Raw genomic sequence first — 21,875 nt, forward strand, 5'->3', positions numbered from 1 at the left:
ATGGTTCGGCCGCTGGGGTGGCTCGGCCGTGCGGCGCTCGCTGGGGCCGGTTGTCCACAACTTGGCCGGGCTGTGGACAGCCGGGCGCCGAGTGGCGGATTGGGCGGGTTTCGTCGGGGTGCGTCGATACGCTGGAGCGGGGCGGTCCCCCAGGGAGGGTGGGCCGCGTTGGTGGGCGGGGTCGGCAGCCGTGGCTCACCGCAGCTGCGCCAGGCACCACCCGACCGCACCGAGAACACCGGTCCGGAGCGTCATGAACGACCCGTTCACCTCGCCTGACGTCATGAACGAGTCGTTCATGACATCAACAGCCCCGAACCTCCGAAGACCAAGGCGGAGACACGAGCGAAGAGAAGCCGCCCACGCTCCGCGGTTCGCTCGCCGTTGCGGTGGTGATGCTGCTCAGAGCCCGCTGCTGAGGATCACGCCGCGTCGGAGTCCGGGGCTCCCGAGGTGCCCGGCTTCGACAGGCGGGACGTCGCCCCCTGCTCCAGCAAATCCGCCACCGGCAACGTCGCCGCCCCCGTCGCCACCGCGTCCAACCCCAGCGATCCCAGCTGGATCGACGTCTGGCTGAACGGGTGCCGCAGCGCGTGCTCGCCGGCCACCGCGCGGATCCGCGGCAGCAGCTGCTCGCCCAGCGCCAGCCCCGCCCAGCCCCCGATCACTATCCGCTCCGGGTTGAACAAGTTGATCAAGTTCGCGATCCCCGCGCCCAGGTACCCCGCCGTCTCGTCGAGGACCTTGGCCGCCGTCTTCGAGCGTGGTGCCGCCTCCAGCAACGCCGTGAACTGGGCCTGCTCGTCCTCGCCCGAAACGTCCTTGCCGCGCGCCCGCCGGTACCGGGCCAGCACCGCGCCCGCGCCGATGTACGCCTCCAGGCACCCCCGCGCGCCGCAGCGGCACTCCTGGCCGCCGTACGCGATCGTCGTGTGGCCCCACTCGCCCGCGCTGCTCGTCGAGCCGCGGTAGGTCGTTCCGTCCGTCACCACCGCCGCGCCCACGCCCGAGCCGATCAGGGCGATCACCGCGTGGCGGGCGCCGCGGCCCGCGCCGAACCACATCTCCGCCTGGCCCTGCGTCTTCGCGCCGTTGTCCACGAACAGCGGCAGCCCGACCCCCGCGTCGCGCAGCAGGGACACCAGGGGCACCGCGTCCCAGCCGACCGTCGGGGCGTGCACCAGCACCCGGGCGCCCTGCTCGACCGTGCCCGGGACGCCGATGCCCACGCCCAGCACGGCCGACTCGTCGATGCCCGCCGTCGCGAACACCTCGCGCAGGCCGGACGTCACCTGCTCGACCGCCGTCGCCGCGTCCGGGGCCGTCGGGAGCGGGTGCTCGACCGTCGCCAGCCGGTTCATCGCCAGGTCGAACAGCTCCACCTTGACGCCGGTTTCGCCGATGTCGACGCCCGCCACGTGCCCGTACGCCGGGTCGACGCGCAGCAGCACGCGCGGGCGGCCGCCGTCGGACTCCACCTGGCCGGCCTCCGTGATGAGGCGTTCTTCGCCCAGCTCCGCGGTGACGTTGCTGACCGTGGCGGCGCTCAATCCGGTGAGCTGGCTGAGTTCGTGCCGCGACAGCGGGCCGTCGAAGTACAGTTTCGACAGCAGCAGGGAACGGTTGTGCCGCCGCAGATCACGGACGGTGGTGCGCTTGCTCGCCATGGACAACCCATCTGAACTCTTACCGGCTTCGACCAGGATGCCTGATCACCGTAAGTTGTGGCTATGTATTAAGTGGTGAACTAAGTCCCGAACTGATGGTCGCACGGTGGGTGTCTGGCACAATCCCCCAGGTGACCCAGGTGGTGCGCCAAACGACCAGAGACCTCCGACGGCACAACCGCGCGGCGCTGCTCTCCTCCCTCTACCTCCGCGGCCCGGTCAGCAGGCTGGAACTGGTAGCTGAATCGGGACTTTCGGCCGCCACCGTTACCAACGTCGTCTCCGAACTGATCGCCGACGGCGTCGTCGCCGAGGCCGGATCGGTCGAATCGGACGGCGGGCGGCCGCGGACGCTGCTGGCCGTGCGGCCCGACTTCGGCCACGTCGTGGGCGTCGACGTCGGCGAAACGCACGTCGAGGTCGGCCTCTTCGACTGCGCGCTCGGCACCCTCGGCACGGTGCGCCACCCGCTCGTCGGCACCCGGCTCGACCCGGACGAAGTGGCCGGCCTCGTGCGCACGGGCATCGCCGAGGTGCTCGAAGGCGGCCGGCCGGACGCGGTGTTCGGCGTCGGCATCGGCGTGCCCGGCGCGGTCCGCGACGGCGGGATCGTGCACGCCCCGACGCTCGGCTGGCGCGGGGTGGCCTTCGGCGACCTGATCCACCCCCACATCGACGCGCCCCTGCACCTGGACAACCGCGCCCGCACGCTCGGGCAGGCCGAGACCTGGCGCGGCGCCGGCCGGGGCGCCGAACGCGCCATCGTCGCCCTGCTCGGTGTCGGGGTCGGGGCCGCCGTCGCCACGGCCGGGCGGTCGCACCCCGGCATCACGACCAGCGAGTGGGGCCACACCGTCGTCAAGGCCGGCGGCGCGCCCTGCCGGTGCGGCTCGCACGGCTGCCTGGAGGCCTACGTCGGCACCGAGGCCGTCGTCCGGCACTACGCCGCCCGCGTCGGCAAGCAACCGGTCATCGGGGATGAAAGCGACATCGAGCTGGCGCACATCGTGGCCGAAGCCGGCGAGAACGGTCCCGCCGCCGACGTCCTCGCCGAAACCGGCGAATACCTGGGGATCGGCATCGCGAACCTGATCAACCTGCTCAGCCCGGACCGGGTGGTGCTCTCCGGCTCGGCGGGGGCGATCATGGGGCAGGCGATCCTCCCCGCCGTCCGCGACGCCGTCGGCCGGCACGCGCTCGACTACCTCGCCGGGCGCACCGAGGTCGTCCTCGGCCGGCTCGGGCCGGAGGCAGTCGCGCTCGGCGCGGCGACGCTGCCGATCGCGCAGTTGCTCGCCAGCGGGGGCCGGACCGGCTGATTTCCTTGCGTCGCAAGGAGTAGTCCGATCCACAGGTTCAGGCCGCCAGTTCTTTCAGTACTTAAACTTAGGTACAAAACGTTACCGCCGTGTTATTGACGTGACCCGAGTCACCCGGGTTGACTTCTCGACGTCGTTCGGTCGCCGGCGGTCGGGGCTCGCTACCAGTCGACAAAGGTAAGTCGTCGATAGCTAGGAGGACCGATGCGAGTCAAGCGCTCCATCGTCGCAGCGCTGGTAGCCGTCATGGCCGTGGGTGGCCTGACCGCGTGCGGGGGCAGCGGCAGCTCGAACGCCGCGCAAGGCAACCCGGACGCCGTGCTCAACGTCGGCAAGCCCGACGGCCCGCAGTCGGAGAACAACAACCCGTTCCTCGAGACGTCCGCGCTGTCCAACATGGGCTACCGCTGGATGATCTACGAGCCCCTCGTCATGCACAACCGCGTCAAGCCGCAGGAGCCCGGCAAGCCCTGGCTCGCGACGAAGTGGGACTGGACGGACAACTACAAGAAGCTGGTCCTGACCGTCCGTGACGGCGTGAAGTTCTCCGACGGCCAGCCGATGACCGGTGAAGACGTCGCCTACACGTTCCAGCTGCTGCGCGACAACAAGGCGCTGAACGTCGACGCCGTGCCGTACAAGGACATCGCCGCGGCCGGCAACCAGGTGACGCTGGGCTTCGAGACCTCCCAGTTCGTCAACCAGCTCAAGATCCTGCAGACCCTCGTCGTGCCCAAGCACGCCTGGCAGTCCGTCAAGGACCCGGCGCTCGACACCGTGAAGAACCCGATCGGCACCGGGCCCTACACGCTCAAGTCGGCCACGCCGCAGACGATGATCGTCACCCGCCGCGACGGCTACTGGCAGGAAGCGCCGAAGGTCAAGGAGATCCGCTACACCTCCTACACCGACAACAACGCGCAGGTGAGCGCGCTGGTCAGCGGCGCGTCGGAGTGGAGCTTCGTCTTCATCCCGAACTACAAGGCCGTCTACACCAGCAAGGACCCGCAGCACTACAAGCTCTGGTTCCCCGCGCAGCTGGCCGTCCACGGCCTCTGGTTCAACACCGAAAAGGCGCCCTGGAACGACGCGAAGCTGCGCCAGGCGGTCAGCAAGGTGATCAACCGCGACGACATCTTCAACCAGGGCGAAGCCGGCTACTTCTACCCGAAGAACGACCAGGTCACCGGCATCCCCACGCCGGCGGGCGACCCGTTCATCGCGCCGCAGTACAAGGGCCAGACGGTCAAGGTCGACGTCCCGGGCGCCAAGGCGCTGCTGACCGGCGCGGGCTACAAGTACAACGGCGACAAACTGGCCGACCCGAGCGGTAAGCCGGTCACCCTCAAGCTCACGGTCCCGTCGGGCTGGTCGGACTACATCACCGACCTCGAGATCATCAAGGACAACCTGTCCCAGCTCGGTATCACCGCCACGGTCGAGAAGATGAACCAGGACGCGTGGATCAAGTCGGTCGACACCGGTGACTTCGAAGGCCTGATGCACTGGACCAACGACGGTGCGACGCCGTACGACCTGTACCGCGACGTGATGGACGGCAGCCGCTACAAGCCGACCGGCCAAGGTGGCATCAACGGCAACTACGGCCGCTTCAAGAACGACGAAGCGACGAACGCGCTCGCGACCTACGCCAACGCCGAGGACGACGCCGCCCGCACCGCCGCGATGGCGACGCTGCAGAAGATCATGATCGACCAGCAGCCGATGGTCCCGACCTCGGCGGCCAACTCCGGCGGCGAGTACAGCACGAAGAACTGGACGGGCTGGCCGGACGAGGCCAACCCGTACGCGCCGGCCCAGCCGACGCTGCGCAACGCGCTCGACATCGTCCTGCACCTGAAGCCGTCGGCCTGACCGATGGCGGATTCGGCAGTGACGACCGAACACGGGGACGGCCGCGGCGACGCGGCCGCCCCCGCCCCCTCCGACCCCGTCGCCGTCGGGTCGGAGGGGGACCTCCCCGTGGTCCTCGAAGCGGCGGGGCTCACGAAGCACTTCCCGGTCCGCCGCAAGGGCCGCGCGGCGCTGACCGGCCCGAAGCGGGCCATCCAGGCCGTCGACGACGTGACCCTGACGCTGCGGCGGGGCCGGGTCACCGCGCTGGTCGGCGAGTCCGGTTCGGGCAAGTCGACGGTCGCGCGGCTGCTCGCGGGCCTCTACCCGCGCACCGCCGGCGACATCCGGCTGCACGGCGAAACGGTGGACGTCAAGCACGGCAAGGCGTTCCGCGCTTACGCCCGCCGGGTCCAGATGATCTTCCAGGACCCGTTCGCTTCACTCAACCCGGTGCACACCGTGCGCTACCACCTGACGCGGGCGCTGAAGATCCACGGCCGGGCCGGCGACGACCTCGAGAAGTCGTTGCACGACCTGCTTTCCCGCGTGCAGCTGACGCCGCCGGAGCGCTACATCGACAAGTTCCCGCACGAGCTGTCCGGTGGCCAGCGCCAGCGCGTGGCGATCGCGCGGGCGCTCGGCGCCGATCCCGAAGCGCTGCTGGCCGACGAGCCGGTGTCCATGTTGGACGTCTCGATCCGGCTCGGCGTGCTGAACCTGTTGCGGGACCTCAAGGAACGCCTGCACCTCGCGATCCTCTACATCACGCACGACATCGCGTCGGCACGCTACTTCGCCGACGAGACGATGGTGATGTACGCGGGCCGGATGGTCGAGGGCGGCGACAGCGAGACCATCACGCAGAATCCGGCGCACCCCTACACTCGGCTGCTCATCGACTCCGCGCCCGATCCCGACCGGCTGGCCGGCGGGGACGCCGAGCTCGACCCGGGTGAGGTGCCCGCCGAGCGCGGGGCCGGCGAGCCGCCGAGCCTGATCGACCCGCCGTCCGGGTGCCGGTTCCACCCGCGCTGCCCGGTCGCGATGGAACGGTGCAAGACCGACCTGCCGCCGCGGTTCGAGGTCGACGACGCGCCCGGGCACTGGGCCGCGTGCTGGCTGTACGACGGGGCCGCCCGATGAGGTACCTGCTGCAACGGCTGCTCTTCTACGTCTTCACCGCGTGGGCCGCCGTCACCATCAACTTCTTCATCCCGCGGCTGATCCCGGGCGACCCGGTGCAGTCGCTGATCGCGAAGAACCAGGGCATGCTCAGCGCGGACGCGATCCAGTCGCTGTACGTCCTGTTCGGACTCGACAAGAACGAAAGCCTGATCTCCCAGTACTTCGACTACTGGGGCCAGCTCTTCCGGGGCGACCTCGGGATCTCGTTCACGTTCTTCCCGACCCCGGTGTCCGAACTGCTCGGCGACAGTCTGCCGTGGACGATCATCCTGGTCGGCATCACCACGATCGTCGGTTTCGCCATCGGCACCGGCCTCGGCGTGGTCGCCGGCTGGAAGCGCGGCTCGTGGGTCGACGGCCTGCTGCCGGTGACGACGTTCCTGTCGTCGATCCCGTACTTCTGGCTCGGCCTGATCGCGCTGACGCTGCTGGCCGGCCCGGGGAGCTTCTTCCCGTCGTCGGGCGGCTACGACCCGGGCACGATCCCGGGCTGGGACGGCACGTTCATCGGCAGCGCGATCCAGCACAGCCTGCTGCCCGCGCTGACCATCCTGATCAGCTCGATGGGCAGCTGGATCCTGGGCATGCGCAACATGATGGTCACCGTCGCTTCGGAGGACTACGTGACGGTCGCGCACGCCAAGGGGCTGCCCGAGCGCCGGGTGATGGTCGGCTACGCGGCGCGCAACGCGCTGCTGCCGAGCGTGTCCGGCTTCGCGCTGGCGCTGGGCTTCATCGTCGGCGGGACGTTGCTGGTGGAGATCGTCTTCTCCTACCCGGGCGTCGGGTTCCAGCTGTTCCAGGCGGTCGGCTCGCAGGACTACCCGCTGATGCAGGGCATCTTCCTGATCATCACGCTGTCCGTGCTGGTGGCGAACCTCTTCGCCGACGTCGCCTACCTCGCACTCGACCCGCGCACCCGGAAGGAGGGCTGACATGGCCGTACCCGCGGCGGACGTCAAAGCCGCCCAGGCCCTCCCCGTCGACGCGATCGCCGGCCGGGCGAAGCGGCGCCGGTTCCGGTTCCTGACCGGCGGCAAGACCGGCACCGGCCTGGCCGTCATCGTCTTCTTCCTGGTGATCGCGGTCATCGGCGAGTGGATCGCACCGTACGACCCCTCCGCGCGCAGCAGTGACCTGCTCGAAGGACCGTCCGGACGGCACTGGTTCGGCACAACCCACCTCGGCCAGGACATCTTCAGCCAGGTCGTGGTCGGCACGCGCAGCGTCATGCTGGTCGGGCTGGCCGCCGGGGTGGTGGCGACGATCCTCGCCGTCGTCGTCGGCGTGGCCTCCGGCTACCTCGGCGGCAACACCGGTGAGGGCCTTTCCGCACTGTCCAACGTGTTCCTGGTGATCCCGGCGTTGCCGCTGATCATCATCATCGGCAGCGCGGTGCCCACCGGCGGCGACATCCTGGTGGCGGTGATCATCGGCTTCACGTCGTGGGCCTGGGGCGCGCGTGTCCTCAGAGCACAGACGCTTTCGTTGCGCGGCCGGGAATACGTCGAGGCGGCCCGGGCGACCGGCGAGTCGACGTGGCGGATCATCTTCTTCGAGATCCTGCCGAACCTGACCGCGGTGATCGCGTCCAGCTTCGTCGGCACGGTGATCTTCGCGGTGATGTCCGAGATCACGCTGGCGTTCGTCGGCGTCTCGGGACTGTCCAACTGGAACTGGGGCACGATCCTGTTCTGGGCGCAGAGCCAGCAGGCCCTCGCGCAGGGCGCGTGGTGGTGGTTCGTGCCGGCCGGGCTGGCGATCGCGATCCTCGGCACCGCGTTGTCCCTGCTCAACTTCGGCATCGACGAGTTCGTCAGCCCGCGCCTGCGCGGCAGCGGCAAGGCGCGCGTGCGCGGCGCCGACGGGCGGACGCACCGCATGCGGGTGGGCTTCACGCCCGTGCTCGGGCGAGAGGAAAAGCCATGATGGACCCGGTCCTGGAGATCAAGGGCCTCGACGTCGACTACGGCGTCGGCGACGAGGCCGTGCGCGCGGTCCGGGACGTGCACCTGACGCTGCACCGCGGCGAAGTGCTCGGCCTGGCCGGGGAAAGCGGCAGCGGGAAGTCCACTTTGGCCTACGGGCTGACGCGGCTGCTCGCCCCGCCGGGCGTCATCCGCGGCGGCGAGGTGATCTACCACCCCGCCGACGGCGAGCCCTACGACGTGCTGAAGCTGACCGACAAGCAGCTGCGCGGGTTCCGGTGGGCGGAGACGTCCATCGTGTTCCAGGGCGCGATGAACTCGCTGAACCCGGTGCACAAGGTCGTCACGCAGCTGGTCGACGTCATCAAGGCGCACGAGCCGGGCACGTCCCGCCCGGGCCGGGTGGCGCGGGCGCGTGACCTGCTCCGGCTGGTCGGGATTTCGGCCGACCGCCTGGAGGCGTACCCACACCAGCTCTCCGGCGGTATGCGGCAGCGCGTGATGATCGCGATGGCGCTCGCGCTCGAGCCGCGGGTCGTCATCATGGACGAGCCGACCACGGCGCTCGACGTCGTGATGCAGCGGCAGATCCTCGGCCAGCTGGTCGAACTGCGGGAACGGCTGGGTTTCTCGGTCCTGTTCATCACGCACGACCTTTCATTGCTGGTGGAGTTCTCGGACCGGATCGCGATCATGTACGGCGGCCGGATCGTCGAGCAGGCGCCGGCCGCGGACCTCTACCGGGACGCGCTGCACCCGTACAGCCACGGCCTGCTGAACTCGTTCCCCGCGCTGCGCGGGCCGCGCCGTGAGCTGGCCGGGATCCCCGGTTCGCCGCCGGACACGCGGGGGATGCCGTCAGGCTGCGCGTTCCACCCGCGCTGCCCCAAGGCTTTCGAGCCGTGCCCCGACCGTGTGCCGCTGCTGGGCACCCCGGGTGATCCGGCGCGCGAAGTCGCGTGCTGGCTGCACCCGGTCGCCCCCTAGAACGCCGTCTGCCCCTGTCCGGTACCACTGGAGGAGTGCTGCCTTGACCGAGACCACCGCCGCGACCGCCGACCAGCAGGCGCTGATCGACACCCTGCCGCCGGACTTCCGCTGGGGTGTCGCCACCGCCGCGTACCAGATCGAAGGCGCGGTCGCGGAAGACGGACGCACACCGTCCATCTGGGACACCTTCTGCCAGGTCCCGTGGGCGATCGACAACAACGACAACGGTGACGTGGCGTGCGACCACTACCACCGGATGCCGTCGGACATCGAGCTGGTGCGCGAACTGGGCGCGGACACGTACCGCTTTTCCGTGGCGTGGCCCCGGGTCCAGCCGCGCGGCCGCGGCGGCGTCAACGAGGCCGGCCTCGGTTTCTACGACCGGCTGGTCGACGAGACGCTGAGCCGCGGGATCACGCCGTGGCTGACGCTGTACCACTGGGACCTGCCGCAGGAGCTGGAGGACGCGGGCGGCTGGCCGGCGCGCGACACGGCGTACCGGTTCGCGGACTACGCGATGCTGGTGTTCGACCGGCTCTCCGACCGGGTCCGCCACTGGACGACGCTGAACGAGCCGTGGTGCTCGGCGATGCACGGGTACGTGCACGGCGTGATGGCGCCCGGGCGGCGGGACTACGCGGCCGGCCTGCACGCGGTGCACCACCTGCTGCTCGGCCACGGCCTGGCGACGCAGCGGATGCGCGAGGCGGCGCCGGCGGACACGCAGTTCGGCATCACGCTCAACATGTGCACGGCCGACCCGGCGACGGAGTCCGAGGAAGACGTGCGCGCGGCTCGCCAGGCGGACGGTCTCGGCGTCCGCGTCTACCTCGACCCGCTGGTTCACGGGCAGTACCCGGACGACGTCGTGGAGGATCTGGCATCCCGCGGGGTGAAGCTCCCGATCCAGGACGGCGACCTGGCGATCATTTCGACCCCGCTGGACTTCCTGGGCGTGAACTACTACTTCGGCCAGCAGTTTTCGGGCGTGGACGAGGCCGGCCGCACGGTCGACGACGAGGGCGTCCCGGCCTCCCGCACGGTCCCGTTCGGCGAGCCGACGACGGCGATGGGGTGGGAGATCCTGCCGGGCAAGTTCACCGAGCTGCTGACGCGCCTGGGCCGTGACTACCCGGGTTTGCCGATGTACATCACGGAGAACGGCTCGGCGTTCGACGACGACCCGGACTCGGCGGGCTTCGTCCGCGACGAACAGCGGACGGCTTACCTGGCCTCACACATCGCGGCCGTGGCGGCGGCGCGTGAGGCCGGGGCGGACGTGCGCGGGTACTTCGCTTGGTCCCTTTTGGACAACTTCGAGTGGGCGTACGGGTACGCGAAGCGGTTCGGGCTGATCCGGGTGGACTACGAGACGCAGGAGCGCACGATCAAGCAGAGCGGCTACTTCTACCGCGACACTGTCCGGCGGGTGCGGGGCAGCTGAACGGCGGTGGGGTGAGCCCCACCACGGTTGTGGTGGCTCACCCCATGGTGCCGTCCCCGGGTAGGCGGCGACGACCAGTGCGAGCGGCGCCACCCACGGCCGTCGCCACCACTTCCTCGCCTATTCGGTGCCGCCCTACCTCACGCTCGATCCCGCGCGTGCCCGCGCCGGCCGGGTTCGCGCAGCACTACTCTGGCCGTGGCCGCGGCGGACGCACCCGTCGTGCACCGGCGGGTCGGGCGCGTCTGGCTTCGCCATGTGCATGAACACGGTTTCGGCCGCGCTGAGCGTGCTGACGCTGTTGCTGCTCAGCCAGTGGTGGCTCGACCGGACGCCGAAGCGAGCCAGCGGGCGATGATCGTGCGCTGGATCTCCGACGCGCCTTCGTAGATGCGGGGTGCGCGGACCTCGCGGTAGAGGTGCTCCAGCAGGTGCCCGCGGCGCAAGGCGCGCGCACCGTGCAGCTGGACCGCCGAGTCGACGACGAACTGGGCCGCCTCGGTCGCGAACAGCTTCGCCATCGCCGCGCGGCCGCCGAGGTTCTGCTCGCCCGCGTCGTAGGCGCCCGCCGCCGCGTAGACCAGCAGGCGGGCGGCTTCCGTGCGGGTCGCCATCTCCGCCAGTGCGTGCGCCACCGCCTGCTGCTTGATCAGCGGGCCGCCGAACGCTTCTCGTTCGCCGGTATGGGAAACCGTGGCGTCCAGTGCCGCCTGGGCCATGCCGACGGCGAACGCGCCGACGCTCGGGCGGAACAGGTCCAGCGTCCGCATCGCGACGGCGAAGCCGCGGTTCTCCTCGCCCAGCAGTTCCTCACGCCGGACCTCGACGCCGTCGAACGTGACCGTGCCGATCGGGTGCGGGCTGACCAGGTCGAGGTGCTCGCCGCCCAAGCCCGGGCGGTCCGCCGGGACGACGAACGCGCTCACCCCGCGCGATCCCGCGTCCGGGTTGGTGCGCGCGAACACCGTGTAGAAGTCCGCTTCCGGTGCGTTGGAAATCCACATCTTTTCGCCGGTCAGGCGCCAGCCGTCGCCGTCGGGTTCCGCTTTCAACGACAGTGCGGCCGCGTCCGAACCGGCGTCCGGCTCGGTCAGCGCGAACGCCGCCACCGCGTCGCCGGCCGCCACCGCGGGCAGCCACTTCGCCACCTGTTCGTCCTGTCCGGACTGCAGGACCGGGTAACTTCCCAAGCCCTGCAACGCGAGCGCGGTCTCGGCCTCGGTGCTCACCGTGGCCAGGTTCTCGCGCAGGATGCACAGGTCCGTCGCGGCGGCCTGCCTCGACGGCGCTCCCGAAGCGACCCCGGGGAAGAGCCGGGCGAGCAAGCCGAGCGCGCCCATGGCCTTGAGGAGCGGGCGGTTCACCGCACCCTCCACACCGGACTCGGCCAGCGGGCGCAGCTGGTCCTCGCCCAGCCGCCGGACTTCCGCGGCGAAAGCTTGCTGCTCGGCGGTCAAAGCGAAAGCGGTCATCGTGGTGCTCCCGGTCGCCAGCGAGCATGGGCGGTCCCCGTGGGGCCCGAACGGACGAGGTCGAGGCGTGGCTCCGGCCCGTCGCTGCGGCCGGTCTGGGGTTTGCGGCTGCCCGCGGCGAACGGCTTCGGCCACGCCAGCGGGTAGTCCTGTTCGGCCGCCGCGTGCAGCGTCCACTGTGGATCGTAGAGGTGCGTGCGGCCCAGCGCGCAGAGGTCTGCGCGGCCGGCCAGGATGATCGAGTTCACGTCGTCGTACGACGAGATCGCGCCGACCGCGATCACCGCGATCCCGTACTCCTCGCCGATTTCGTTGCGGATCCGGTCCGCGTACGGCGTCTGGTAGCTGCGCCCGTACTGCGGGCGTTCCTCGCTGACGACCTGGCCGGTGGAGACGTCGATGCCCGCGGCGCCGTGGGAAGCGAACGCCCGCGCGATCTCGACGGCGTCGTCGGCGTCGATACCGCCCTCGCACCAGTCGGTCGCCGAGATCCGGACGGTCATCGGCCGCTCGGCGGGCCACGCGGCGCGGACGGCGTCGAAGACTTCGAGCGGGAAGCGCAGCCGGTTCTCCAGCGAGCCGCCGTAGGAATCGGTCCGCCGGTTGGTCAGCGGGGAGAGGAACGACGACAGCAGGTAACCGTGCGCGCAGTGCAGTTCGAGGACGTCGAACCCGGCGCGGGCGGCTGCCTGGGCGCACGCGACGAACTGGTCGCGGATCTCCGCGAGGTCCGATGTGGACAGCTCACGCGGGACCTGGTTGCGTGAGGAGTACGGCACCGCCGAAGGTGCGCAGACTTCCCAGTTGCCCGAGGGCAGCGGCTCGTCGATGCCGTTCCACATGAGTTTCGTCGAGCCCTTGCGGCCGGAGTGTCCCAATTGGACACCGATGCGCGCGGGCGACTGCGTGTGCACGAAGTCCACCACCCGCTTCCAGGCGGCTTCCTGCTCGGGCGTGTACAGCCCGCCGCAGCCGGGGGTGATCCGGCCTTCGGGGGAGACGCAGACCATCTCGGTCATCACCAGCCCGGCACCGCCGAGCGCCTTGCTGCCCAGGTGCACCAGGTGGAAGTCGCCGGGCACGCCGTCTTCCGCCGAGTACATGTCCATCGGGGACACGATGATCCGGTTCGGCAGTTCCAGCGAACCGAGCTTGAACGGCTGGAACATCGGCGGCCGCGACGTCGTCCCGAGCGACCGGGCGAACCAGTCGTCCAGCTCGGTGGCGAACTCCGGGTCGCGCAGGCGGAGGTTGTCGTAGGTGACGCGGCGGCTGCGCGTGAGGATGTTGAACGCGAACTGCGGCGGCTCCTGGTGCGCGTACTGCGCGATGTTCTCGAACCACTCCAGGCTGGCCTGCGCGGCGCGCTGCGTCGACGTGACGACCGGCCGCCGTTCCAGCTCGTAGGCCTTGAGCGCCTCGGCGACGCCGTCGTTTTCGTGCAGGCAGGCGGCGAGCGCGAGCGCGTCCTCCATCGCGAGCTTCGTGCCGGAGCCGATCGAGAAGTGCGCGGTGTGCGCCGCGTCGCCGAGGAGGACGACGTTCTCGTGCACCCACGTCTCGCAGCGGACGGTGCCGAACGAGACCCACTTCGAGTTGTTCGCCATGACCTGGTGGCCGTCGAGGACCTCGGCGCACAGCTCGCGGATCAGCGCGATGGACTTCTCGTCGCTCTCGCCCGGCTTCAGCGAAGCCGCCGCGACCGGCGCGAACGTCCGCTGCCAGACGTCTTCCTCGACCTCGAGGATGAACGTGCTGCCGTCGCGGCCGTACGGGTAGCCGTGGATCTGCATGATCCCGGCCGGCGTTTCGAGGACGTAGAACTTGAAGGCGTCGAACACCAGGTCCGTGCCCAGCCAGATGTAGCGGCACCGGCGGGTCTCGACGCTCGGCCGGAAGGTCTCGGCGAACCGGTTGCGGATCGCGGAGTTGAGGCCGTCGGCGGCGACGACCAGGTCGTACCCCGAGAGGTCGGCCGGCGCCTCTTCCCGGAAGTGCAGCCCGACGCCGAGCTCGCCGCAGCGGCTCTGCAGGATGCCGAGCAAGCGCTTGCGGCTCATCGCGGCGAAGCCGTGGCCGCCCGAGGTGGTGACGGTGCCGCGGTAGTGGACGTCGATGTCGTCCCAGCGCGCGAACTCGGCCTTCATGGCGTCGTGGACGGCTGCGTCGGCGTGCTCGATGCCGCCGAGCGTCTCGTCGGAGAACACGACGCCGAAGCCGAACGTGTCGTCCGGGGCGTTGCGCTCCCAGACCGTGATTTCGTGACCGGGACCGAGCTGTTTCGCCAGCGCGGCGAAGTACAGACCCGCCGGGCCGCCGCCGATGACCGCGATACGCACGCCGTCCAGGGTATGTCGTCACCTCTACGACCGTCAATAACGCGAAAGATGGCGTACGGTGGGCGCATGGAACGCATCAACCCGCCGGAGCTGGGCAAGCCGTCCGGGTTCTCGCACGCGGTGGTGGCCGAAGGCCGGGTCGTCTTCCTCGCCGGCCAGACCGCGCTCGACGCGTCGAACAAGATCGTCGGCGACGGCGTGGTCGAGCAGTTCGAGCGCGCACTCGGCAACCTGCTGGCGTCGCTGCGCGCGGCCGGGGGTGCGCCGGAGGACCTGTGCAGCGTGACCATCTACATCGTCGACATGCCGGATTATCGTGCCCACGCGCGCGAGATCGGCCGGGTCTGGAAGCGGCTCGCGGGCACGGAGTACCCGGCGATGGCGGGCATCGGCGTTTCCCGGCTTTGGGACGAGGAAGCGCTGGTCGAGGTCCAGGGTTTCGCGGTCATCCCCGGTCGTGAGTGAGAAACAGTGTTCTGACCCTGTTTCTCACTCGCGACCACCGGCGCCGATCGACTTCGCGACGTACGTGCGTGCCGGGGTTTCCAGCCGCCGGTGCAGCTCGAAGAACAGCTCGGCCGCGCGGATGCCCGACCAGCCGGCCGGCAGGAACTCCGCGGGCAGGCCCGGGTCGAGGTAGGGCATCCGCCGCCAGCCGGTCAGCACCCGGACGTAGTCGGCGAACGCCTCGCCGTCGGGCACCGGCTTGCGGCGCTCCCAGCGGCGCAGCGCCGGGCCGTGCTCGTCGAGGAACGTCGTGTACAGCTCGTCCAGCCGGTCGAGGTCCCACCAGTCGCGGACCTTCGCGGCGACGTCGCCGAACGCCAGGTGGTCGGCGCGGAACAGGTCGGCGTACCCGGCCAGGCCGAGCCGGGTCAGCGCCTCGGCGGCCACCCCGTGCAGGTGGGCCGGCGCGATCCAGACGCCCGACGCCGCCGTGCCGAAGCCCATCCGGGCCAGCTGGGTGCGCAGCAGATGGCGCTTGTGGCGCTCGGTCTCCGGCACCGAGAACACCGCGAGCAGCCAGCCGTCGGCCGGGGTGGCGCGGTCGCGGCGGAAGATCCGCTCGTCGCCCTCGCGCAGGATCTCGCGGGCTTCGTCGGACAGCTCGTAGCCCGCCGTCGCGTCCCGGCGGACCGCTTCGAGAATGCCGCGCCGCTTCAGCCGGGAGATCGACGAGCGCACGGCCGGCTCGTCGACGCCTACGGCGGCGAGCAGGTCGATCAGCGAGGCGACCGACAACCAGCCGCCTTCGGTGCGCGAATAGAGGCCGTACACCGTCACGATGAGCTGACGCGGCTGGGCCGATCGGCCGGAGCCGTCCAGTTCGGTTGCGTCGGGTACGGCCGTCATCGGGCCACAATACAACTCGGGTCCCGGCCGCTCCGCTACGATTTCGCCGCGATGCTGCCAGCCACCAAGGGGATCTTCGACCGGCTCACCCGCCGCGGGCGCCTGATGACCAAGCGGGCCTGCGACCGGCAGGGCCACGTCGTGCGCGCGGGACGGTTCCTCTTCCGCACCCCGACCGCGTGGGAGTACGCCGCCGCGGTCGCGTGCGGCAGCGATCCGGCCGCCCAGCGGTGGCTGGGCTGGCAGGCCGATTCGATCGTCGGCCAGCCGGCGCGCGCCGACGCGCTGCGGGTCGTGCCCGGCACCGGCCCGGACTGGGCGTCGCCCGATCCGCAGTCGGTCGACCTGGTGATGATCGACGTCGAAGCCAACCGCTGCGTCGGCCTGGTGAGCGTGCACACCGGCGAGGACGGCGGTCCGGAAACCGGCGGCTACCTCGCCCCGGACTACCGCGGCCGCGGTCACGGCCGGGTGCTGTTCGCGGCCGGGCTGGTGCTGGCGCACGACCACCTGGGCCTGCCGCGGGTGCGGGCCGGCGCCGAGGTCGGCAACGTCGCCAGCGCGCGCTCGCTGCAGGCCGCCGGGCTCGCCCGCGTGGCCGGGCCGCCGACGTACCGGCTCCCGGACGGCCGCGTCACGGAGGCGTGGTGGTTCCAGCACGCCGTCCCGCGGCCCGTTCGCTGCGGTGGGCCGCAGGCGACGTGGTTCCCGGTGCCGCTGCTCTGATGCTTGAGGGGGTTCCGGGTGGCGGAGCCCCCGGCCCGGGGCGAAGCCCCGGAGGGACACTGACTTCGGCCGTGGACGAAGTTTTCCGCGGCTAACTTCGCCGTATGACTTCGCTTTCCGCTCCGGTGCCGCCCGTTCCCGCCGACGTTCCGCCGGGGAGCGTCGCGTGGCTGCGTGCTTCGGTGGCCCGGTTCAGCAATGGTCCCGACCACGTCCGGCGGCGCGCGCTGGCGGTGTCGTTGCTGGCGTCCGTGGGTGAGCTGCGGGACGAGGCTTTCGCGCGCACGCAAGGGATCGTGGCCGCGCTCGGAGAGTTCGACGTGATGGCCGTGGTCGCGCGGCCGGTGCCGGTCGGGGTGCTCGCTTCGGCGCTGGACCTCCCGGACGTCTCGGCGGACGTGGCGCTGGTCGCGGCCGCGTACCACCCCCACGTGACGCCGGATTCCGCCGCCGAAGCCGCGGTGGGACGGCTGATCGCCGCGTGCGGTGGGGCGGACGAACACGCGGCCGCCCGGATCGGCCTGCTCGTCCAGGCCTGCGACGCCACCGCCGGGCTGATCGGCAACGAGCTTTCCGCGTGGCTGTCCGGAAAACCGGTCGGGCAGCCGGTGTTGTCCACGCGTCGCCGGGTCGACGGTGACGACGTCTCGGTGTCGCTGGCGGGGACGCCGTTCGGCGCCGGACCCCGCGCCTGCCCGGGTGCGCGGCACGCGACCGCCCTCGCGACCGGCGTTCTCCAGGCGCTGCAGGGGTTTCGCCTGACAGAAGTGAAGACGTCGTGGGTGCCGGCGCCGAATCTCCGGATGCCTGCGCGGCTGTGGGTGACCCGCGGCCGGGCAGCCGGTGGGCTCTGCTAAGACTTACCGCGTTCATTTCCTTGGGGGAAAGGCGCGAAATTGCTGTACATGGACGGACTGCTGGGCATCGTCACGCTCGGGCTGTGGATCTTCTGCCTGGTCGACGTGATCACGACCGACGAGTCGTCCTGCCGCAACCTGCCGAAGGGGCTGTGGCTGCTGCTCGTGCTGGTGGTGCCGCTGGTCGGTTCGATCATCTGGCTGGTCGCGGGCCGGCCGCAGCAGGTGATGCGGGCGCGCGGGCCGTACGAGCGCAACGCGCCGGCGTACCCGGAGTACGACCGTCCCGGGCGGTTCGCGGCGACGAGCGCGGACGACGACGACGAGTTCCTGCGCAAGTGCCGGGAACGCGCGGAGGCGCAGCGGAAGCTGGCCCGCGAAAAGCGTGGCGAAGACTGAAGTCCGTTAGCAGGCGGGGCCTTCGCACGTGCCGCGTTCGTAGGCCTCGAGGGTCGCGATCACCAGCTGCCGCTCGGCCGGGCTCAACGGCGTCAGCGCGTCGCTCCACGCCTTCGCGCCGCGGGCCAGCCACGCGTCGACGGCCGGGCGCTTGTCCGGGGTGATGCTGACGATCGTGCGGCGGCGGTCGGCCGGGTCCTCGTCGCGGTTCAGCACGCCCTGGCGGCTGAGGTCGCCGACCATCAGGCTCGCCGTCGTCGGGGCGACCTGGAGGCGGGTGGCCAGCTCGGTGACCGTCATGGGGCCGTCGAAGAGCAGGTACGACAGCAGCGAGAGGTGTCGTGGCGCAAGCGCGCAGCCGTCGAGCTCCGCGGGCACCGGCGTCCGCTTGGCGCGGCCGACCAGGCGCGGCATGAGCAGCAGGAGCTGCCGGACGCCGTCCTCGACACTCGGGCCGGGCTGCGTTGACACCGCTCACCTCCGGTCGGTAGTTTTGTTTGCAAAGCAAACGCTTCGGCTCGTTCCGAGCGTACCTCGCGGATCGAGCCTACCGGCCAGAACAGGGGATCCCCATGACCGCACCAGCCGACATGAACGACTTCAACAAGCAGGTCGTCGAGGAGTTCCGGGCCAACGGAGGCAAGGTCGGCAACTACTTCGAGGGCAAGAACGTGCTGCTCCTCACGACAACCGGCGCCAAGAGCGGCGAGCCCCGTCTCTCGCCGCTGGTGTACACGACCGACGGTGACCGTTACGTGGTCGCCGCGTCGATGGGCGGGGCCCCGAAGAACCCGGCTTGGTACCACAACCTGGTGGCGAACCCGAAGGTCACGCTGGAGGTCGGCACGGAGAAGTTCGAGGCGACGGCCACGGTGATCGCCGACCGCGCGGAGCGCGACCGCCTGTACGCGGGCATGGTCGCGCACGCGGAGGGCTTCGCGGAGTACGAGACGAAGACCGACCGGGTGATCCCGATCGTGGTCTTGGAGCGCTGAGAGACCGAGGTCGCGGGCTCGGCGGGTTGCCGAGCCGCTTCCCACTCGACCGGCGCGGGGGTGTCGGTCGAGCGTGCGGGTGCGGGCCGGTGGTTGAGGGGGACTTCTGGGCCGCGGGGGTGGCTGGCGGCTCAGGACGCCGAGGTCGCCGGCCGGGGCCCGGACGGTTGCTGGGCGCCTTCCGCTCGGCTGGCCGGGGGGCGGTCGCATGGCCGAGCGACCGGGGCACGCAGGGGAGTGGGCCGGTGCCGCGGGGGAACTTGTGGGCCTCAGCCCGGACTCCGGGCGCGGCTCGGCGGGTTGCCGAGCCGCTTCCCGCTCGACCGGCGCGGGGGTGTCGGTCGAGCGCGCGGGTGCGGGCCGGTGGTTAAGGGGAACTTCTGGGCCGCGGGGGTGGCCGGCGGTTCAGGACGCCGAGGTCGCGGGTCGGGGCTCGGACGGGTTGCTGGGCGCCTTCCGCTCGGCTGGCCGGGGGTCGGTCGGATTGGCCGAGCGACCGGGGCGCGCGGGGGAGCGGGCCGGTGCCGCGGGGGAACTTGCGGGCCGCGGGGGTGGCCGGCGGCTCAGGACGCCGAGGTCGCGGGCGTGGGCGTGGCAGGCTCGGCAGGTTGCCGGGCGCCTTCCGCTCGCCTGGCCGGGGTGGATCGCATTGGCCGAGCCGGGGGCACGCAGGGGAGTGGGGCCGGTGCCGCGGGGGAACTTGCGGGCCGTGGCGGGAGCGGCCGGCGGCTCAGGACGCCGAGGTCGCGGGCGCGGGCCGGGGCTCGGACTCGACGCGCGGCTCGGCGGGCTGCCGAGCCGCCTCCCGCTCCGCGCGTCGCTCTTCCTTCCTCGCGATCAACCGCTTGCCCACGTCGATCAGCGGCTTCTCGACCCAGCGGTGGATGAGGTCCGCGATCGCCAGCCCCACCAGGAACACCACCACCGCGCTCGTCGTGTGGTTGCGCGCCAGGCCCGGGACCGCCTGGATGACCGCGAAGTGCACCGGTCCCTGCAGCAGGTACAGCGAGTACGACCGCTCGCCCACGAAGCGCAGCGGGGCCGTGCCCATCAGCCAGCGGGTCGGGCCCGGGCTGACCAGGACGATCAGCAGCAGCATCGCCGCGAACGCGTACGCCACCAGGAGCCACAGGTTCTGGCCCGAGCTGTTCCACAGCGTGTCCAGGTTCGTGTGGAAGACCACGAAGCCGACCACGATCGGGATCGCCGCCAGCGGGTGGGTCAGCGGCTTCAGCAGCGCGTAACCGCGGCGGTAGTGCAGCAGGATCGCCAGCAGGCAGCCGGCCGCCAGGATGAAGTAGTGCACCGTCGAGCGGTAGATCGGGACGTTCGCGCCGTGCAGGAGCCAGCCGCCCGTGGTCAGGGGGACCAGGGCCAGCAGGATCACCATCGCCGCGCCGACCAGCAGGAACTTGCGCTTCGCCGCGCCGATCCCGAGGAACACCAGCAGGAACGGCCAGACCAGGTAGAACTTCTCCTCGATCCCCAGCGTCCACGAGCCGCTGAAGAAGTTGTCCGTGCCGTTGGTGAACGACGGCAGGAACTCGTTGAGGAACGTCAGGTAGAACCGCAGCGCGTTCGGGAAGTCGCGGGCGTGGAATTCGCCGCGCAGCGCCACGAACGCCACGATCCCGCCGAGGATCACCAGGTACGGCGGCAGGATCCGGAACACGCGCCGGATGTAGAAGTTCGACAGCGAGATCCGGCCGGTGCGGTCCTGCTCGCGCAGCAGCAGCGTCGTGATGAGGAAGCCGGACAGCACGAAGAACAGGTAGACGCCGACCCAGCCCGACAGCCACGTCCAGTTCTGGCCGCCGAAGTGGAAGAAGATCACCATCGTCGCGGCGATCGCGCGGAGGCCGTCCAGACCGGGGAACCGCCGCGTGCCGAGGTAGTCCTCATGGCTCATCGTGCGCAAGTCGGTTCCCCCGTCGGTGTGATCGTCCGGGCGAGTATAGGACGACCGCTTACCCCGCCTTTGCCTCCGGTCCGGCCGCCCGGAGGGTGCTCCGAACGTCGTGACGCCGCTTGAGCTCCCCGAGCCGGCGCAGGTCCGCGGCCGGGTGGACGCCCTCGATCGTGGCGTGCTCGCCGTACACGAAGGGCAGCAACCGCCCGGTTGCCCACGGCGCCAGCGCGTCGAACAGCTTCGCGTGCGTGCTCCGGACGGCCGCGACCCCGCCGTCGCCGACCACCGACAGCGCCCGGACGACGAACTCCGCCGAGCTGTCCCAGCCCACGCCCGCGATCCCGGCCGGCCGGGAAAGCGCGCCGCCCAGCCGGTCGATGATGAGCACCGGCGGCGTGGCCGCACCCGGGCCCGCGTGCTCGACGACGGCGTCGAGCATGGCGTCGTTCAGCTGCGAGACGGTCGCGTTGGTGCCGTGGTAGCCGTGCGGCTGCCGCGGTTCGGCCGCGATCGACCCGGACTCGGTGAACGGCATGACCTTGAGCGTGTCCATCAGGACCGGCGCCGCGGCCCGCAGCGGCGCGACCAGCTCGTCGCCGTCCTCGCCCAAGTAGGCGATGCGCACCTGCGCGATGTGCCGGCCGCGCAGCGGTTCCGGCAGCACCGGGAGGTCGGGGTACTCGACCATGGCCAGCGACGTCGTCAGCGCGTCCGGCGCGGCCGCCGACCACGTGCGCCAGGCCCGCAGCACCGCCGGCACGTCGTCGGGACCGAAGTAGAGGCTGCCGCCGTAGAGCCGGTCCACCGGGAAGAGGTCGAACTCCATCGCCGTGACGACGCCGAAGCTGTCGCGGCCGCCGCGCAGCGCCCAGAACAGGTCCGAGCCGGGCTCGACGCGCTGGAGTTCGCCGTCCGCGGTGACGACGTCGAGGGCGCGGACGTGGTCGGCGGCGCGGCCGTACCGGCGGGCCATCAGCCCGAAGCCGCCCGCGAGCGTGTAGCCGACGACGCCGACGTCCGGCGACGAGCCGCTGAGCGGCGCCAGGCCGTGCGCTCCGGCCGCTTCGATGACCTCGCCCCAGCGCACGCCCGCTGCCACCCGGGCCGTCCGGGCCGAGGCGTCGATTTCCACGCCGGTCATCCGGCGGGTGCTGATCAGGAGGCCGTCGGTGCCCGCGGTGAGGCCGTGCCCGGTGGCCTGGACCGCGATCCGCAGGTCGTGCTCGGCGGCGTAGCGCACGGCGTCGACGACGTCCTGGGGGTTTTCGGCGGTCACGACGACCGCGGGTGCGCTGGGCACCGCCGTCTGGAACCCGGCGACTTCTTCGGCGTAACCGTCCTGACCTGGGCGGAGGGTGTTCATCTCGGCTCCTTTCGTTCGCTGCTTCCAGCTTCGGGCCGAACCGACCAGAAGTCCAAGATCTGGTTTGTCTGC

The 21,875-nt window shown here is 71.0% G+C and carries 19 protein-coding genes; 12 read left to right on the forward strand and 7 right to left on the reverse strand.

Annotated features, from left to right (window positions below; genetic code table 11):
- Nucleotides 1–422: 422 nt before the first annotated feature.
- Complete coding sequence (locus MUY14_RS41900; RefSeq protein WP_247018089.1) at nt 423–1,667, reverse strand: ROK family transcriptional regulator; 1,245 nt, start codon at nt 1,665–1,667, stop codon at nt 423–425.
- A 131-nt stretch (nt 1,668–1,798) separates the two neighbouring features.
- On the opposite strand from MUY14_RS41900, the gene MUY14_RS41905 reads away from it, so the two are divergent.
- From MUY14_RS41905 to MUY14_RS41935, 7 genes are all read left to right on the forward strand, one after another.
- On the forward strand, nt 1,799–2,986 hold the full coding sequence (locus MUY14_RS41905) for an ROK family transcriptional regulator (RefSeq protein WP_247018091.1): 1,188 nt from the start codon (nt 1,799–1,801) through the stop codon (nt 2,984–2,986).
- 204 nt (nt 2,987–3,190) lie between these two features.
- Nucleotides 3,191–4,861: an ABC transporter substrate-binding protein gene (locus MUY14_RS41910; protein WP_247018093.1), complete on the forward strand. Its 1,671-nt coding sequence runs from the start codon at nt 3,191–3,193 to the stop codon at nt 4,859–4,861.
- A 108-nt stretch (nt 4,862–4,969) separates the two neighbouring features.
- Nucleotides 4,970–5,986, forward strand: a complete 1,017-nt coding sequence (locus MUY14_RS41915) for an ABC transporter ATP-binding protein (RefSeq protein ID WP_315863304.1) — start codon at nt 4,970–4,972, stop codon at nt 5,984–5,986.
- Nucleotides 5,983–6,963 (forward strand): ABC transporter permease, encoded by a 981-nt coding sequence (locus MUY14_RS41920; RefSeq protein ID WP_247018096.1) that lies wholly within the window; start codon nt 5,983–5,985, stop codon nt 6,961–6,963. Before MUY14_RS41915 ends, MUY14_RS41920 begins: the two co-directional genes overlap by 4 nt.
- Before the next feature lies 1 nt (nt 6,964).
- Entirely contained in the window at nt 6,965–7,957 is a 993-nt protein-coding gene (locus tag MUY14_RS41925; RefSeq protein ID WP_247018097.1) for an ABC transporter permease, read from the forward strand.
- Entirely contained in the window at nt 7,954–8,943 is a 990-nt protein-coding gene (locus MUY14_RS41930; RefSeq protein WP_247018098.1) for an ABC transporter ATP-binding protein, read from the forward strand. Before MUY14_RS41925 ends, MUY14_RS41930 begins: the two co-directional genes overlap by 4 nt.
- 43 nt (nt 8,944–8,986) lie before the next feature.
- Nucleotides 8,987–10,390, forward strand: a complete 1,404-nt coding sequence (locus MUY14_RS41935; RefSeq protein WP_247018099.1) for a GH1 family beta-glucosidase — start codon at nt 8,987–8,989, stop codon at nt 10,388–10,390.
- Nucleotides 10,391–10,698: 308 nt separating this feature from the next.
- Here MUY14_RS41935 and MUY14_RS41940 read toward each other — a convergent pair whose 3' ends face one another.
- Together MUY14_RS41940 and MUY14_RS41945 are read right to left on the reverse strand one after the other, a co-directional pair.
- Nucleotides 10,699–11,862 carry an acyl-CoA dehydrogenase family protein gene (locus tag MUY14_RS41940; protein ID WP_247018100.1) on the reverse strand — a complete coding sequence of 388 codons (1,164 nt, stop codon included), beginning with the start codon at nt 11,860–11,862 and terminating at the stop codon, nt 10,699–10,701.
- The gene (locus MUY14_RS41945) at nt 11,859–14,201 is read right to left on the reverse strand and encodes a bifunctional salicylyl-CoA 5-hydroxylase/oxidoreductase (RefSeq protein ID WP_247018101.1); all 2,343 of its coding nucleotides are present in this window, start codon (nt 14,199–14,201) and stop codon (nt 11,859–11,861) included. The genes MUY14_RS41940 and MUY14_RS41945 overlap by 4 nt, the downstream gene beginning before the upstream one ends.
- A gap of 66 nt (nt 14,202–14,267) precedes the next feature.
- Here MUY14_RS41945 and MUY14_RS41950 point away from each other — a divergent pair, with 66 nt between their 5' ends.
- Nucleotides 14,268–14,666, forward strand: a complete 399-nt coding sequence (locus MUY14_RS41950; RefSeq protein ID WP_247018103.1) for a RidA family protein — start codon at nt 14,268–14,270, stop codon at nt 14,664–14,666.
- A gap of 24 nt (nt 14,667–14,690) precedes the next feature.
- On the opposite strand, the gene MUY14_RS41955 is transcribed toward MUY14_RS41950, so the two are convergent.
- Nucleotides 14,691–15,554 (reverse strand): PaaX family transcriptional regulator C-terminal domain-containing protein, encoded by an 864-nt coding sequence (locus MUY14_RS41955; RefSeq protein WP_247018105.1) that lies wholly within the window; start codon nt 15,552–15,554, stop codon nt 14,691–14,693.
- 51 nt (nt 15,555–15,605) lie between these two features.
- Here MUY14_RS41955 and MUY14_RS41960 point away from each other — a divergent pair, with 51 nt between their 5' ends.
- The 3 genes from MUY14_RS41960 (at nt 15,606) to MUY14_RS41970 (ending at nt 17,536) form a co-directional block, all read left to right on the forward strand.
- Nucleotides 15,606–16,280: a GNAT family N-acetyltransferase gene (locus MUY14_RS41960; RefSeq protein ID WP_247018107.1), complete on the forward strand. Its 675-nt coding sequence runs from the start codon at nt 15,606–15,608 to the stop codon at nt 16,278–16,280.
- 104 nt (nt 16,281–16,384) lie between these two features.
- Nucleotides 16,385–17,137 (forward strand): hypothetical protein, encoded by a 753-nt coding sequence (locus MUY14_RS41965; protein ID WP_247018109.1) that lies wholly within the window; start codon nt 16,385–16,387, stop codon nt 17,135–17,137.
- A gap of 39 nt (nt 17,138–17,176) precedes the next feature.
- A complete protein-coding gene (locus MUY14_RS41970) occupies nt 17,177–17,536 on the forward strand; it encodes a PLDc N-terminal domain-containing protein (RefSeq protein WP_247018111.1) in 360 nt (119 codons plus the stop codon).
- Between the two features lie 6 nt (nt 17,537–17,542).
- On the opposite strand, the gene MUY14_RS41975 is transcribed toward MUY14_RS41970, so the two are convergent.
- Nucleotides 17,543–18,007, reverse strand: a complete 465-nt coding sequence (locus MUY14_RS41975; protein WP_247018112.1) for a MarR family winged helix-turn-helix transcriptional regulator — start codon at nt 18,005–18,007, stop codon at nt 17,543–17,545.
- Between the two features lie 101 nt (nt 18,008–18,108).
- On the opposite strand from MUY14_RS41975, the gene MUY14_RS41980 reads away from it, so the two are divergent.
- Nucleotides 18,109–18,531, forward strand: a complete 423-nt coding sequence (locus MUY14_RS41980; RefSeq protein ID WP_247018113.1) for a nitroreductase family deazaflavin-dependent oxidoreductase — start codon at nt 18,109–18,111, stop codon at nt 18,529–18,531.
- Nucleotides 18,532–19,261: 730 nt separating this feature from the next.
- Here MUY14_RS41980 and MUY14_RS41985 read toward each other — a convergent pair.
- Nucleotides 19,262–20,440, reverse strand: a complete 1,179-nt coding sequence (locus MUY14_RS41985; RefSeq protein ID WP_247018114.1) for an acyltransferase — start codon at nt 20,438–20,440, stop codon at nt 19,262–19,264.
- Nucleotides 20,441–20,498: 58 nt separating this feature from the next.
- Nucleotides 20,499–21,803: an FAD-binding oxidoreductase gene (locus MUY14_RS41990; RefSeq protein ID WP_247018115.1), complete on the reverse strand. Its 1,305-nt coding sequence runs from the start codon at nt 21,801–21,803 to the stop codon at nt 20,499–20,501.
- Between the last annotated feature and the right edge of the window lie 72 nt (nt 21,804–21,875).

It is taken from the genome of Amycolatopsis sp. FBCC-B4732, from assembly GCF_023008405.1.
Classification (GTDB): domain Bacteria; phylum Actinomycetota; class Actinomycetes; order Mycobacteriales; family Pseudonocardiaceae; genus Amycolatopsis; species Amycolatopsis pretoriensis_A.